Annotated in this window: 10 protein-coding genes; 2 read left to right on the top strand and 8 right to left on the bottom strand. The window is 45.8% G+C overall.

The genetic code is table 11. From position 1 onward, the window contains the following. Nucleotides 1-114 precede the first annotated feature (114 nt). The 4 genes from csdE to ACED60_RS19530 all read right to left on the bottom strand — a co-directional run bounded on the left by csdE (nucleotide 115) and on the right by ACED60_RS19530 (nucleotide 3,334). Complete coding sequence (csdE, locus tag ACED60_RS19545; RefSeq protein ID WP_009848361.1) at nucleotides 115-543, bottom strand: cysteine desulfurase sulfur acceptor subunit CsdE; 429 nt, start codon at nucleotides 541-543, stop codon at nucleotides 115-117. Between the two features lie 37 nt (nucleotides 544-580). Next, nucleotides 581-1,390: a tRNA cyclic N6-threonylcarbamoyladenosine(37) synthase TcdA gene (gene tcdA / locus ACED60_RS19540; RefSeq protein ID WP_009848360.1), complete on the bottom strand. Its 810-nt coding sequence runs from the start codon at nucleotides 1,388-1,390 to the stop codon at nucleotides 581-583. Nucleotides 1,391-1,503: 113 nt separating this feature from the next. Then, complete coding sequence (mltA, locus tag ACED60_RS19535) at nucleotides 1,504-2,616, bottom strand: murein transglycosylase A (RefSeq protein ID WP_371728271.1); 1,113 nt, start codon at nucleotides 2,614-2,616, stop codon at nucleotides 1,504-1,506. A gap of 244 nt (nucleotides 2,617-2,860) precedes the next feature. Beyond that, nucleotides 2,861-3,334, bottom strand: a complete 474-nt coding sequence (locus ACED60_RS19530; protein ID WP_102582354.1) for a DUF2850 domain-containing protein — start codon at nucleotides 3,332-3,334, stop codon at nucleotides 2,861-2,863. 161 nt (nucleotides 3,335-3,495) lie between these two features. Between ACED60_RS19530 and argA the strand changes: the two genes are divergently transcribed. Further along, the gene (gene argA, locus ACED60_RS19525; RefSeq protein WP_135382085.1) at nucleotides 3,496-4,833 is read left to right on the top strand and encodes an amino-acid N-acetyltransferase; all 1,338 of its coding nucleotides are present in this window, start codon (nucleotides 3,496-3,498) and stop codon (nucleotides 4,831-4,833) included. Between the two features lie 281 nt (nucleotides 4,834-5,114). Continuing rightward, complete coding sequence (locus ACED60_RS19520) at nucleotides 5,115-5,306, top strand: hypothetical protein (protein ID WP_009848356.1); 192 nt, start codon at nucleotides 5,115-5,117, stop codon at nucleotides 5,304-5,306. A gap of 101 nt (nucleotides 5,307-5,407) precedes the next feature. Here the strand turns inward: ACED60_RS19520 and recD are convergent, their stop codons facing one another. From recD to recC, 4 genes are all read right to left on the bottom strand, one after another. Continuing rightward, nucleotides 5,408-7,633 (bottom strand): exodeoxyribonuclease V subunit alpha, encoded by a 2,226-nt coding sequence (gene recD, locus ACED60_RS19515; RefSeq protein WP_371728270.1) that lies wholly within the window; start codon nucleotides 7,631-7,633, stop codon nucleotides 5,408-5,410. Then, nucleotides 7,633-11,307 carry an exodeoxyribonuclease V subunit beta gene (recB, locus tag ACED60_RS19510; RefSeq protein ID WP_371728269.1) on the bottom strand — a complete coding sequence of 1,225 codons (3,675 nt, stop codon included), beginning with the start codon at nucleotides 11,305-11,307 and terminating at the stop codon, nucleotides 7,633-7,635. Before recB ends, recD begins: the two co-directional genes overlap by 1 nt. Before the next feature lie 241 nt (nucleotides 11,308-11,548). Beyond that, on the bottom strand, nucleotides 11,549-11,710 hold the full coding sequence (locus ACED60_RS19505; protein ID WP_371728273.1) for a hypothetical protein: 162 nt from the start codon (nucleotides 11,708-11,710) through the stop codon (nucleotides 11,549-11,551). Between the two features lie 6 nt (nucleotides 11,711-11,716). Next, nucleotides 11,717-15,229, bottom strand: coding sequence for an exodeoxyribonuclease V subunit gamma (gene recC / locus ACED60_RS19500; RefSeq protein ID WP_371728268.1), 3,513 nt, complete (start codon nucleotides 15,227-15,229; stop codon nucleotides 11,717-11,719). Nucleotides 15,230-15,302 lie beyond the last annotated feature (73 nt).

The raw sequence follows: 15,302 nt of genomic DNA, 5'->3' as shown, positions 1-15,302 counted from the left end.
TAGCGAGTAGCGAGTAGCGAGTAGCGAGTAGCGAGTAGCGAGTAGCGAGTAGCGAAATTATGTAGGGTTGGCGTTTAGCGTCAACCCTTTTTGTTTCTGTGTATCTAAGAAATGTTAAGCACTTAGCTCTTGGATTTGAGCAACAATCGCTTTTAATCCATTGCCGCGAGATGGGCTTAGATGGGTAATTAAACCGATTTGTTCAAAGTATCCATCGATATCGAACGCTTGAATCTGCTCTGATGTTTTTCCATCATACGCAGCCATCACTAATGCAATCAGACCGCGAACGATACGCGCATCAGAATCAGCACAAAAGCGCCAAACACCGTCGATATTTTGAGAAACCAACCACACTTGGCTTTCACAACCAGATACGACAACCTGTTCACTTTTCAGTTCATCAGGCATGCTAGGCAGTTTCTTACCCCACTGAATCACCTGGCGATAACGATCTTCCCAGCCGCTGAAAGTCTGCATTTTTGCGACAATATCATCACTGGTAATTTCTTTGCCGAATGGAAAGCTTGGGAATGTGGTCATTTTAATATCCAGTCGATTGTTAATTGAGAAGAAGACGTTACTTAGCGTGCTTTTGAACGATCTTTTCTACGATACGTGAAACCGCCACAAAACCAAAGGTAGCCGTGACAACCGTTGCTGCACCAAAACCCGTCGCACAATCCATTCGCTTTGGACCTTCTGCGGTTGCTTTCGCAGCACATACACTGCCGTCAGCTTGTGGGTACTTAAGTTGCTCAGTCGAGAACACACAATCGATACCAAACTTACGCGCTGGATTCTTAGGGAAATTATGATGACGACGCAATGTGTCTTTCAATTTCTTCGCTAACGGATCTTGAATCGTTTTAGTCAGATCAGCCACTTTGATTTGAGTCGGATCGATTTGTCCACCCGCGCCACCGGTGGTGATCACTTTAATTTTGTTGCTACGGCAATACGCCAACAGCGAAGCCTTAGCTTTCATGCTATCAATCGCATCGAGCACAAAGTCGAACTCTTTCGATAGGTATTCAGCCTGATTATCAGGACCAATAAAGTCGTCGATCAGGTTCACTTTACACTCAGGGTTAATCAGCTTAACGCGCTCTGCCATCACTTCGATTTTACTCTTACCAACCGTGCCCGACATTGCGTGGATTTGACGGTTAATGTTCGTCACGCACACATCATCCATATCGATCAATGTCAGCTCACCTAAACCAGTACGAGCAAGCGCTTCAACCGCCCATGAACCGACACCGCCAATACCGATCACACACACGTGTGCTGCTCTAAGTATATCGACTTCACTATTGCCATACAGGCGACGAGTGCCACCAAATCGTTGGTCATAGTTTTCTGAAGCTGGAGTGGTCAATTCACGCATTGTTGCCGCCAATTTATTTCTGAGAAAAAGAAAAGAGTGCGTTTTATACGCACTCTTGAATTAAAAGTCTAGGGGATTAGCGATTCGCTTTCAATGCCCCATTTTATTGTTGTTTACTCGACCTTTTCAGGAGGCAAAGCCCAAGGCGCTTCGGTTGCGCTGCCATCTAGACCCAGCTTCCACACCCGACCAAAATGCTTGTAATGACCCGCTTCAGTTCCTGCTCGTGGGCCCATACCATGGTAGAGGTCCAAATGGTTTTGCTTAACCGCACCACCGGTATCTAAAACCAATAGTAGTCTTAGTTGGTGCGCGCCGCTCCAAGTACCATCAGCATTCAGTAACGGAACCTCAGCCAGGATAGGTGTTCCCATTGGTAAGATAGAGCGATCGCCCGCTACCGCCGCCATCGGTAATAAAGGAATGCCAGCACTTCCCATTACGGATAGATCATCTCTCGCGCTAAAGAAGACGAAAGATGGGTTTTGCTCAAGCAGTTCTTTTACCACTTCAGGATCGTTTGCCAAGACCCACTCTTTGATAGCTTTCAATGACATTTTTTCGCGTGGCACTAAACCTCTTTCGATCAAAACACGGCCAATACTCACGTAAGCTTTATTGTTCTTACCCGCGTATGCAAAATACTGCAGCGTGTCATCATCTCCGAAATGCACAAAGCCGCTGCCCTGTACTTCCATCATAAATGGGTCGATACGGTTTGCTGAATAACCTAACTCAAGACCTTGGCCTTCTAATGCACCGTTGTAGATCTCTTCGCGTGTTGGACACTCTTTATCACACTCTGGAAGCCCATAAACAGGGAATCGGTATTCTCCGTTTGCTTCATGTCGCAGTTCCATTACAGGAGAAAAGTAACCCGTGAATAAAACATTACCTTGTTTATCACCACCACCTAATTGAGCAGTTTGAACGCCAAAATTCGCTAGCTCGCTTGGCTCTCCACTCAGCACCGCCCATTCATTGAGTTGCTGATAAAGCGGCTCATAGATTTTAGCCATCGAAGGGGATTTAGAAACCACCATCTCAGCTTGCTCTGCAAATGCGGTGAAGTCTCTTGGTTTATTAGATTCAACCAAATCGACCTTATTTAAGGTTCGGGGAAATTCACCATCAAGGTGTTGTTGGGCAAGATCAGTGGGTTGAGCACAGCCAAATAAGAAAGAGGCAGCAACAAGGGGAAGCCATTTTTTAATCACAAGAGTCATCCTAAATATTCTATGCATCGAGGATGACAAAAACGATCAGATAACACAATCTTAGATTGTAAATGTTTACAATAATACCAATCACAGTAAGTAAGTGTTCAAAAATAGCGTAGGAAAAAATCTTGAGAACAAGGCAGATTTTTTCGATAAGTAGTTATTCTACAATCAAAAATTCTAACGAAGTTATCGAGGTTTTTAACAAGCTAGGGTGACCAGTTATTTACTACGATTGGTATAAGATAACCTATCGAACTGAGTTATCTATATAACCTTTAAGGCGAAAGACTGGATTATAGTGATTATCCGATACAAGCATCATTTCTGTCTTATCAGAATTCGTTAGGCGAAAGCGATACGCTTTATTGCCTGCCTTATATTCGAAGTACTTGCCATCAAAATCAAAATGAGTCGACACAACAGAGCCTCGCACTGACACACCATTTTCACTCAGCACAAACTCGTCCGCAGCATAACGAGCGACATCTTGCTCGACCCAAGTTCCATATATTTGACTATTAGGTGTTATCGCATCTTGCACTCTATAAAACACATCGGCGAACAAGGAAGCGACGGCAAACGAACCCACCAAAGCTAAAACCATTAAACTGCGTTCAATGAGCTTACGTCTCAATTTAGGTTTGTTGCGCTGCTCTGCTCCACTGTAGAGACCTTTTGCGATCTCATCAATCTTACTCTTTCTTGCTGGATTTTTTTGCATTCGTTTACGACTCATAAGGATGCTGTACGCATTGTACACTGAGACAGTTTATAAAACGAAGCCTAGATGAGAATAGTTTGCGCTTCCTTCCAAAAAGTTGTTGTTCAGATTTGAATTTAAATGCTAAATTATCGAATAAATAAACAAGGAAGGCTTATTCTGTGAAATTAAGAAGTACGGCGCTAGTCAAAGGCTTTAGGCAATCGACCCCTTATGTAAATGCTCACCGTGGTAAAACCATGGTGATTATGTTGGGGGGTGAAGCCGTTGCCGATAGAAACTTTGGCAACATTATTAGTGATATAGCCCTGCTTCATAGTCTTGGGGTTAAGATTGTTCTCGTTCATGGGGCAAGACCACAGATCAACCAACTGTTAGAGAAGCAAGACTGCCATACGCCTTACCATAAAAATATTAGAGTCACAGATGAATATTCTTTAGGTGTTGCAATGCAGGCGGCTGGACAACTGCAACTTGCGATCACCGCTCGTCTTTCAATGAGTTTGAACAACACCCCAATGGCAGGAACTCAACTGAATGTTATGAGTGGTAACTTCATTACCGCTCAACCCTTAGGCGTCGATGATGGTACAGATTACTGCCACAGCGGACGCATTCGTCGAATAGACATCGAAGGGATCAATCGCACCCTTGACCAAGGTTCCATCGTCCTTCTTGGGCCGATTGCCAGTTCAGTCACTGGCGAAAGCTTTAACCTGCTTTCGGAAGAGGTCGCGACACAAGTTGCTATCCGTTTGAAAGCCGACAAACTGATTGGCTTTTGTTCTGAGCAAGGGGTGACAGACGAAAGCGGTAATGTACTCGCCGAACTCTTCCCTAAAGACGCCAAGCAAATTCTTGAACGCTTAACGGAATCCCAGAACCCCGCCGAAGACATGAGCACCGGAACACTGCGCTTCTTGAAAGGAGCGATCTCCGCTTGCCGAGCAGGCGTGCCTCGTTGTCACTTGATCAGCTACAAAGTCGATGGTGCATTGATCCAAGAGCTATTCTCTTTTGATGGTATTGGAACCCAAGTGGTCATGGCGAGTGCCGAACAAGTCAGACAAGCTCAGATTGATGACATCGGTGGTATCTTTGACCTCATTCGTCCTCTTGAAGAACAAGGCATTCTTGTTCGTCGCTCAAGAGAGCAGTTAGAACAAGAAGTCCATCGTTTTACCATCATCGAAAAAGACGGTCTGATCATTGGTTGCGCTGCGCTATACGCTTATCCAGAAGATCACATGGCAGAGATGGCCTGTGTGGCCATTCACCCAGACTACCGAGATGGCAACCGTGGGCAGATACTGCTGGATTACATGCGTCATCAGTCCAAATCTCGTGATATCGACCAGATCTTTGTTCTTACCACACACAGCCTTCATTGGTTTCGTGAACAGGGTTTTTACGAGATTACTGTTGATGAATTACCAATGGAAAAGCAAGGTCTGTACAACTATCAAAGAAATTCCAAGATCTTAGCGTTAAATGTGTAAATTAAATTTGGAGTAAAATCTCACTTTAATAAGGAATCTATTGCAAATGCAATCGTTTCTCATGTGAGATTTATTAAATATGCACTTTCATTCACAGCTATAATTGTATAGAATTTGCACGCTTTATGAATATCGACAAGCGTTTTTATTGGAATGCCGCCGAATGTTTAATCTATGACATTTAGGTGGTCACTGCACGGATTGCTATACCCGTTAACGATCAGCATGCTAGTAGTCATTAGTCTGCTCGTTAATATAAACAGCAAAAGAGCAACATTGATATGAGAACCATTGTTTGTAACTCGCTGCAAAGTTTTTGGGATATGGCTGATAACCAATTCTTAGAAGGGTTAGACGTACACTGCGTGTTCCCTGTGAGCGAAAATCTAAAAGAGTTTATTTTGAATTGCCAACCAAAATACAAGATAAACCATATATCGTTTACTCGAGCGTTTTTGGGTACTGATTCCTGATAACGTTCAGAGCAACCACGGATGGTTGCTTTGTGTATACGGTTTACCCTGCTATTTCGTAGTTTTACTTCCAGCTGCACCTTCACTAAAGCCACTGACTGTTAGCTGGTTAATCGACTTCCTAAACCACTCACTCGCTCTGTTTTTACCTTAATACCACGCTTCAAGACATTAGTATCACTGAACATCATCAGTCGTTTCTTAGCACGTGTTATACCCGTATAGATAAGCTCTCGCGTTAAAATAGGGCTGAAGTCTGGCGGTAAGATCATCAAGGTCAGATCAAATTCACTGCCTTGAGATTTGTGTATCGTCATCGCATAAGCGGTCTCATGATCGGGGACTCGGCTTGGTAGTACGGCTTTCACACTGCCATCAGGCAACTCAAAATACACCTTCAGTCGAGGTGCGGAATTCGCACTATTTGACTCTAAAGTCGTTGAATCGGCTTCGAGCATACAGATACCAATATCACCATTGTATAAGCCCAAGCCATGATCATTGCGCGTTACCATTACTGGTCGCCCGTGATACCACAATTCATCGTTATGCGGATTCACCAAACGTCTTGCGGCAAGTGCCCTTTCGATTCTTTGGTTGAGGCCTTTAACACCGAAGTCACCTTCACGAATAGAACACAGCAATCGACATTGACTGAACAAGTCGAGCACCGATTTGGCTCTCGCTTCTTGAGTTTCTAATTCTTCTAGCGGCACATTCATTCGGTTCAGATACGCACCATACTCATTGACTAAAGTACGTAACATCAAATTATAGCTGTCACTCGACAGAGGGTGATTTTCAATATCACCAAACCCTTTGCTGAACACTTGATCTACTTGATTCGCAGAGCCGTTATTGATCGCCTTTGCCAACTGTCCGATACCTGAACGTGCATCAAAACGGTAACTCTTCTGCAGCATACACAAACTATCTGCAATCGCAGGAGGGTTAACCGATCCTGTTTTGAGCTGCCTTGGTTTAGCTATCGCATCAAAGCCTGTCATTTCCGCAATCAAGTTACCTTGCGCGCTGCTGTAACCGACAGAATTGAATGAACAGATATCACCTAACACCGCACCCGCCTCAACAGAAGCGAGTTGATCTTTATCGCCCAACAAGATAAGCCTTGCATGCTCAGGAAGCGCATCCACCAGCTTATACATCATGGATAAGTCGACCATCGATGCTTCATCCACCACCAAGATATCAAGGTGAAGTGGATTGCGTCGGTTGTGTCTAAATTCAGCTCGATTAGGAATCGCGCCGAGTAACCTATGTAAAGTACTGGATTCAGTCGGTATGTTGGCCTTTACTTCAGGTGCTAATGGCAGCTGCTCAATCGCTTTACCAATCGACTCAGTTAAACGTGCTGCCGCTTTACCTGTCGGTGCCACTAGCTTGATCGTCGGTGTTTTACCTTGGCTTAGCGATTGCTCGACCATAGCCGAAAGTAATTTGGTTACTGTGGTTGTTTTACCGGTACCCGGTCCGCCAGAAATAACCGCAAAACGTCGACTTAACGCCACCGCTGCCGCTACTTTTTGCCAATTCAAACAGACAGATAACGGCACTAGACTATCCAGCACATCTAAATCGGTCACTTGTTTTGCTTGAACAATCGCTTGATCGATAGAACCCCAATCCAAAGCCTGTTCGTCGACAATATCTAGATGGTCACACACTAACTGCTGACGTAATACCTGAGAGGTTTGTTGGTTTGCTTCAGCCTTGGCTAAGGCATTAAACAGGAAGTGATAACTGCGTGCAAAAAGCTGATTGAGCGTTTCAGTCAGTGCTTTTTTCTGCTCAATATTGAATTCTACTGGCTTACTTAAACGGTTTAGAGTTTCAGCCAACACAACTTCATAGTTCCAATAACGCTGTAAGTAGACACGCTGTCCATCAAACATCAGCGGCTTAACGCAGTCATTGGTTGTGCCAACGAGGTTAGATGATTGCAGAACAGTCGCCCAATCAATCCCCAACAGTTTTTGGTTCAATTGCAGTGCCGTTTCACTGTACAACCCAAGTAACTGAGCGAGATCTGCCGTTTGGCCAAGGCCTGTCGTATGTTGCTGTATAAGCTGCATACAAATGTGCCCCTTGCCTAATTCATGGCTCACCACCCCAGCGAGAAAGCCGATCTCTTGAGAATGACTCGTCGCTTGCTGAGCAATAAAACGAGCAAACTGATAATCCAGCTGACGAATTGAACCTTTGTCCGCTAGGAACTTCAATACATCCATGAGCTGCTCAGGGATAAGTGAAGCAGGCTTAACAGAATTCGCTGTTTCTATGGTGGTATTAGTGGTCGTTGTTGTCATTATAGAAGCCCCATCTGTCCAGTTTCATTGTCATTCAATTGTGCTGAACGTCTGTCTATCACTTTACCGTCAATCAATTGATCCATTTCATCGAGCAAAGCTAATGTAGGTTTCGCCGAGAAAATACCTTGTTGAGATTGGCCGTCCATTCCTCTTAAAAACAAGTAATAGACCCCACCAAAGTGCTGATCATAGCTGTAATCCGCAACGCGGCTGCGTAAGAAGCGGTGCAATGCCAACGCATAGATTTGATATTGCAGATCGTAGCGGTGGTCAGCCATCGCCGATTTCAGTGCCTCACCATGGTAGACGGCAACATCATCACCTAAATGATTCGATTTCCAGTCGAGCACATAGTATTTACCTTGGTGCTCGAACACCAAATCGATGAAGCCTTTCAGCATGCCTTGCACGGTTTGGAAACCTAAATCGCCCGCTTTAGCCGATAACGGATCATGATATTGAATGGTTTGATTCAGCTCAGATGCGGCCAACACTTCGATCGGCAACAAGAACTCCATTTCGACTAATCGTTGCGTTGAGTCTTTCTCGCTTAGCTTTAAGTTCTTACCATCCAGCGCGGTGTTCAGCACCGTATCGACCAGTTGTTGAAGCACAGGTAACCACTCTAGTTCGTATTGCTCCGACTCTAATAAGTGAGTGATTACTTGCGTGTTATGTTCGCTGGTTGCTGGCTCAGTAAATTCAACATCCTCAAACAAGGTGTGCAAGAAAGTACCAGGGCGAGCGCCACGAGGGAACGTGAATATAGAACGTTCAGGTTCAATCAATTCCGACTCGTCTTGTTCATCTGCCGAGTCAATATCGAAGCCAGACACCTCAATAGTCGCGTCATGGCTCGCACCGTGACTACCTTGCTTTACAAGCCCCGAATAACTGGTGATACGCCAAGCTCGGTCAATTGAAGCTTTAAGTTCATTGGCCTGTAAGTCGTCACTCACTTGCTCTGTTTGTACAAACACTTGCTCGTGAGCGGTTGGTGTTTCAGACAGTAATACGCTTGAATTCTTACTCTCAATCGCTGACAAAGCTTGATTCAACTCAGCGATGCCTTGCTCTTGTCCGTTTTGAACCAAGTAGCCCATCGCACTCAAATGCACGCCCGTCGGTTCTTTGGTTGAACGCCCTTTACGCAGTGGCGCCATGCCAATGAAACAACCGTAAACGGCACGAGTCAGCGCTACATAAATCAAGCGTAGGTCTTCCGCCAGTCGCTCTTTATCGGCTTGTGCCAATGCGCTATCGCTACCGGTAATATCGAGCACTGTGGTATCTGATTCGTGATCGTAGAACTTGCCCTCACTCGCTTCACGGTAACTCGCGACAAACGGCAAAAATACGAGGTCATATTCCAAGCCTTTCGATTTGTGGATGGTAACGATTTGAACCAAGTTTCTTTCTGATTCAAGGCGTTGAATGTCGTCTTCACTGCCACCTAAACCATTTTGTGTGTCTGATATCGCTTCTGCCAACCAACGCAGTAAGCCATAGTCGCTGTCGAGCTCCTGCCTTGCTTGTTGCAGCAGTTCGCCAATGTGCATCAAATCAGTGAGTAAGCGCTCACCACTTTCTTCTTCCAGTAAGCGTTCCGCGAGATGTCGTTTGCTGATCACGCTGCGTAACATTGGCAACACGCCACGCTGTAGCCACAACTTACGATATTCTCGGAATTCGTTAACGACGTTTTCCCACACCACTTCATCGTTGTTGAGTTCATCCAATGATGCGGCATCCAAAGCAAACAATTCCGACGCTAAACTCGCGCGCAATGCACGGTCATTTTCAGGCGTCAACACCGCCTGCAATAGGCGCTGAATATCTTGCGCGACCAAGCTGGTGAACACGCTATCTCGGTTAGACAAATACACGCTCGCAATGCCTTGTTCCGACAACGCATTTTTAATTAGGCGACCTTCACTACCGGTTCGAACCAAAACAGCAATATCACCTGCATTCACGGCATGTTGTTTTTTACCGTTATCAAAATAAGCCTGCTCGTTTTGAGAAGCGGTCAGAATGGTTTGAATTTGACTCGCGGTCGCCTCGGCCATGGCCTTGTGATATTCGCCTTTTGGTAGTGGCTTATCTTCCGCTTCTTGTAGCCAAAAGGTGAGCGCGTGCTGAGTTTCACCATTCATCACCCATTGGCGTTTGTCGGCTGATGGACTCGCAGCAACAGGCAAAAATGGAATGTCTTGGTCGTAGATAAACGGGCTATCCGAATTCATAAACACTTGGTTTACCGCGCTGACCATATCAGCACTCGAACGCCAGTTAGTGCCTAACGTATAGTGAGCACTAACTTGGTTTCTTGCTTTAATGTAGGTAAAGATATCCGCGCCACGGAAGCCATAGATAGCCTGCTTCGGGTCGCCGATCATAAACAGGCCACATTGCGGATTTTCTAAATAGATTCGGCTAAAAATACTGTATTGCAGCGGATCGGTATCTTGGAATTCATCGATCATCGCCACTGGGTATAAGGTTCGAATTCTCTCCACCAGCAAGGATTGCTCATCCACATCAATTGACGCGGATAACTGAGTCAGCAAATCATCAAACGATAACCACTGCTTTTGTTGTTTAGCTTTGGCTAACATGGTTCGACAATGAGTAATAGCATGTGCCAACAAGGGAGCTTTCAGGTCTGCAGGAGAACTTAAGAAGTCCTCAATCGCTTCGAAAACGGCGTGCTGAGGTGCCGTGCCTTTCGGTGTTTTTTCAATTAGAGTGGCTTGTGAGAACTTCTCCAATTTATCTGGGAACTGGTAATCATTGGTGTCGCTCTGCGCCCATGCTGTTACCGCTTCTAACCAAGTAGGCAAAGACTTCTTAGTGTAGCTGCGCTTGTTCACATCTGAACCTGAAATCAAAGCCAAAAAGTCCGCTTCAGATTCACACCACAACGCCTTAAGTTGCTTCACTTTATCTAGGTTTTGATTGTGCAGAGTTTGCAAGTCACCCGACATTGCTTCCACAGTTAGCTTTAGTGGAGAACCCGTCAGGTAGCGATTTACGTCAGCCAATAACGAAGCGGGAGAGCCCCAAATATTTCGCACTTCACCCGCCAGTTGAATTGGCAGCGGGTAGAACTGTTTACGCCAATAGTCAGCTACCACTTGCGCTTTCAGGTGACTTTCATCGGTCACAAATTCATTATCAAAACGGCTTCCAGACTCAAAGGCATTTTGAGTCAGCATACGCTGACAGAAGCCGTGAATGGTGTATACCGCCGCCTCATCCATTTGTCTTTCGGCATTGAGTAAGGTTTTCGCAGCACCAGCATGATCTTCGATGGCTTGTAACAAAGGCGCAATCACTGGGTCGTCACTTTGCCCACGTGCAAACGCGATACGTGCATCATGGATTCGAGCACGGATACGATCTCGTAGCTCTGCCGTTGCCGCTTCAGTAAAGGTCACAACCAAGATTTGGTCTACGGTTAGCGGCTCATGGTGTCGAGTGGCTTCAGTCAGATCACCTTGTGGAGCGGCCGTGCCGTGCCCGAGCAGTAGGCGCAAGTACAAGCCAGCGATGGTAAATGTTTTACCCGTACCCGCTGACGCTTCAATTAAACGCGCGCCATGAAGTGGAAACGTCATGGTATCGAGTGTCTGTGGAGCGATTACCTGAACACTGCTTGTGGTCGTCATGCCTTACTGCCTTCTGATAAATGTGTTGTTACAAATGTGACCTAGCGTGGAAAACGTCATTCAATTTACGTCCTACGCTGATTTGTTAATAGTTAGTGCGATCTCTCTCACGGATCAATTCAGATCGCCTCGCTACTATGCGCCCACGAGTTCAGGAGCGCGTACGAGTTTTGTACTTTACGGCGTTACTTTGAACCACAGAATAATGGTCCCTCTGACCTGTGGCCGTACAGCGAACGCCCTACACTAATAATGATTTACTGGCGGCCACTTTATTTCCTGTACCTTGCTTCCCTTTGCCTTGATTCCCTTCACTTTGAAAGCAGGCATCCCAAATGCTTACCAACGACTCTCTTTCGTCTTTCATTAATTCAGCGCACCCGCTATTGATCTTGTCGATCACGGCCACCTACTCCTGATCTTCCAGATCGGCAGCTGCCAACCTTGCCGCCTGTAACACAAGCGTTGAATACATCCGTGACTCAGCAGCCAACTCATCGTCCCATTTAGACCAAATACGTGAGATGTAAGTATCTCTCCCCTCACCCGTAAAGGCGAAGCTGTCATTAAAGGTATCGGCCATTTTCTTGAGCGACTTTTCTTCGTCATCGACCCACTTACCACGGCTAAAGCCAGCCTCTACGCCAGCCAATGCGGTTTTCGGGAAGTAAGGTAGCGGTGCTGTCATACCTTGATAAAACAGTCGTACTAACTCAGCCAACAAGCTCTTCGCCTGTTGCGCGTCGCCGATAGGTTGTAGCGTTTGGTGAACAACGCCCTCTTTTCTGTCGTAGCCAATAATATGGGTCGTTTTTCCGTGTCCCATCACTGCGCAACATAGATGATCAATCCATGCTGCTAAGTAATCTTGAGAGCGTATTTTACCGCTACGGAAACGCACTAGACCTGATTGATAGTTTTGAGTTAACCAACCCATCAAGCGAACAGGTTTACCTTCGCCTAACACATCAAATTCGATATTCACTTCGAGATCTTGTTGCGGTGATCCGCTCACAAATCGAATCTCTTTAGCCAAGTCTTCCGCTTGAACACGGTTGGTTTCAAATTCGATATCCCCGAAAGCACCAACAGGTAATCGACCTTGGGCTTTTTGCTCAGAGACAAACAATCGAACCGCTTCGTCTGCGCCTTCAGGGTGGTCTAGCAGCACTTGCAGCAAAGCATCCTTAAGCTGGAAACTCTCTAAACCATTAAGTACAAATGGCTCATCGTCTTCCATTACCGGAAGCGGCGGCTCAAACACCACTTTTAGACGGCGATTAAAGAAGTACTGCACTGGCAAACGCCAAAAACGCTGTAACTCAACCAAATCGAGTTCTAACGGGTACGTCGCACCCAACAAATAGTCGTCCAATGCACGATTAAATTCACCACTGCGTTCACCGGAACGGTTAGCCGCAGGAAGCCACTCTTTGGCATAACTCAGCACATGGCTTGCATCACCTTGAGTAAAGGCAGCTGGGCTGAACGGTGTCATGGTGTGTTCAAAACTGATCGCTTGAGTCAGGTTGAGCCCAGAATCATTACTTGGTAGTGATTGGTCTTCACTTAAGCAGTAGTTCTGTTGGCAGTACTCAATTAACTCTGAAACCAATACCGACGGCACTCGCTCGGTATTATCTTGAATTGAACGGCCGACATAACTGATGTACAAGCACTCTTGCGCCGACAACATCGCCTCTAAAAATAGGTAGCGGTCATCATCACGACGAGAACGGTCTCCTGGACGAGCTAGACTCTTTTTGCCTACGCCATTCGGCGAGCGAGTTTGGCTGCTCATCAAATCAAAACCTTCTGGTGGCATTGAGCGAGGGTAAACCCCGTCATTCATACCTAATAGACAAACGGTTTTGAACGGAATAGAACGCATCGGCATCAGGGTACAAAAGTTAACTTGCCCCGCTAAGAAACGCTGACTAATACGCGCACCAGATAACTTATTATTGAGGTACTGGTAGATAATGCTTGGCGACAACTCTTGCTCATACAAGGCGTCATCAAGCTGTTCATTCAGTTGTGAAAGTGCATCACGAATCGACTTAAGTACTACCTCGCCTTCTAGTTCAACCGCAAAGAAGTCATCAATCATTTGCAGCAAGGTTTCACGCCACATATCGATTGATTGGGTTTCAGTTAGTCGTTGGCGGTAATGAGCGATACGGTCAATAAAGTGCGCTAACTTACCCGCAAGTTCGGCGTTAATACCCTGAACTTCGTTATAAGCGGCAATCGGAGAGTGTTCAGTTTCAAACAAGCCCGCAGAGACCGACATCGCATATCCTAATAACATGCGCTGAATGCCAAATAGCCAAGTGTTTTGCTCGGTCGCAGGTAGATCAAACTCTGTCGCCGTTGAAGCATCGACACCCCAACGAATGCCCGCCTCTTCAACCCACTGCTTGGCTTGCTCAAATTGAAATTCATCAATACCAAAGCGTGCCATCATCGCTGGGATTTCTAGTAGCTCTAGAAGTTCAGAGGCTAGACAACGCGTGTTCGGTAGCGCGACCAACTGCATGAAGGCAGTCAATATTGGGCTCTCTTGGTCGGCGGTTCTATCTGAGATTGAATATGGGATATAGCGCTCACCCGGAGCATTACCAAATACCGCCTGAATTGCTGGACTATAAGCATTAATGTCAGACACCATCACGATGATATCGCGTGGTTTCAGAGTCGGGTCAGCATCAAACATCGCCAACAGCTGATCATGAAGGACTTCAACCTCACGCATTGGGCTGTGACACGCATGTACGGTCAGAGAGCGATCGCCAAGTTCAACAACCTGTTTATGGTTACTGGAATCTAATATGTGGTCGTCTTGATGTTCTTCTAACTGGAGAATATCGGCTTGCAGTTGATGCAATAGGTTATCTCTCTCAACATCAATAAAGAACTCATGTTCTTCGCTGTCTGATTGAGATAGCAAGAACAGGTTATCTCTGCCTAGTTTCCCCATAGATGCGAGTAAGCTATTACCGACCGCTTGGCTGGTATGCAGTTCGTCTTCAACGTTGGCTTCAATGCCATCTTTCAATGGTGATACTTCGCCTTCTAGTTGAGGTAAACCATCAACCAACGCAAACTGCTTACGACGCTGGGCTTCAACTCTTGCCAAATATTTACGGTCTCGAATATCGCCCCAGTAATGTTGGCAAGGGTTGGTGAACATCAAGTGCACATCAATCTGCTCACCCAAAGCTTTCAACGCATCCATGTAACGAGGAGGCAACGAAGAAATACCAAACACAAATAAACGTTTCGGCAGATGTTGCAGTTGACCTTGTTGATTGGCTAGCGCTTCAATGAAGTCGTGATACAAGTTACCACGGTGGTATTTTGATTGGCCTTGAGACAGAGTTTGCTCATAGAGTGCTTGCCACAAAATCGGTTGCCAAGGGTGCTCTTGCTGCCCTTCATCATCGACCAATTCAGCAACGGGCTCTCCCGCTTCCCACATCGCCATCCACTCTGGTCGATACACCAAGTAACCATCGAAGATATCGGCAATTTTCTCTGCCAATTGATACAGCTTCGAATCATCCTCGTCGTTTTCAAGATAGCGTTGCAGGGGTAAGAAATCAGGGTGGTCAAGCTTAGCGGGTAGCAAACTCATCAACTTCCACGTCATCGCTTCTTTGTTAAAAGCACTGCGTTTAGGTACATCAGGAAGCACTTGGGTAAACATATCCCAAATGAAGGTTGCAGGAAGAGGAAAGTCTATATTTGCTGCTACACCAAACTCTTTGGCGAGTTCCATCTTAAGCCATTGAGACATACCTGGGCTCTGAACCAAGATCTGCTCTTTTTCGAAAGGGTTGGCTAAAGGATCACTTTTGATTAAGTGAACGAGAAGGATTTTTAAAGTATCGACTTTATTGGAATGGTAAACAGTAAACAAAGTGCACTCACGCTAATCTTGCCACAATATAAAGCCAGATTAGCATAAGTACCGAGTTTGGATTAGGAATATA

Origin of the sequence: Vibrio sp. 1F279, assembly GCF_041439815.1 — a bacterium.
GTDB lineage: Bacteria > Pseudomonadota > Gammaproteobacteria > Enterobacterales > Vibrionaceae > Vibrio > Vibrio tasmaniensis_A.
The sequence above is the reverse complement of the archived record's forward strand: the minus strand, read 5'-3'. Positions and strand labels throughout refer to the sequence as shown.

What these genes read in the sequence shown, in the direction of transcription:
- recB (WP_371728269.1), bottom strand. Translation starts at nt 11,307, where the DNA reads ATGACGACCACAAGCAGTGTTCAGGTAATCGCTCCACAGACACTCGAT.
- tcdA (WP_009848360.1), bottom strand. Translation starts at nt 1,390, where the DNA reads ATGCGTGAATTGACCACTCCAGCTTCAGAAAACTATGACCAACGATTT.
- csdE (WP_009848361.1), bottom strand. Translation starts at nt 543, where the DNA reads ATGACCACATTCCCAAGCTTTCCATTCGGCAAAGAAATTACCAGTGAT.
- mltA (WP_371728271.1), bottom strand. Translation starts at nt 2,616, where the DNA reads ATGACTCTTGTGATTAAAAAATGGCTTCCCCTTGTTGCTGCCTCTTTC.
- ACED60_RS19520 (WP_009848356.1), top strand. Translation starts at nt 5,115, where the DNA reads ATGAGAACCATTGTTTGTAACTCGCTGCAAAGTTTTTGGGATATGGCT.
- ACED60_RS19530 (WP_102582354.1), bottom strand. Translation starts at nt 3,334, where the DNA reads ATGCAAAAAAATCCAGCAAGAAAGAGTAAGATTGATGAGATCGCAAAA.
- recD (WP_371728270.1), bottom strand. Translation starts at nt 7,633, where the DNA reads ATGACAACAACGACCACTAATACCACCATAGAAACAGCGAATTCTGTT.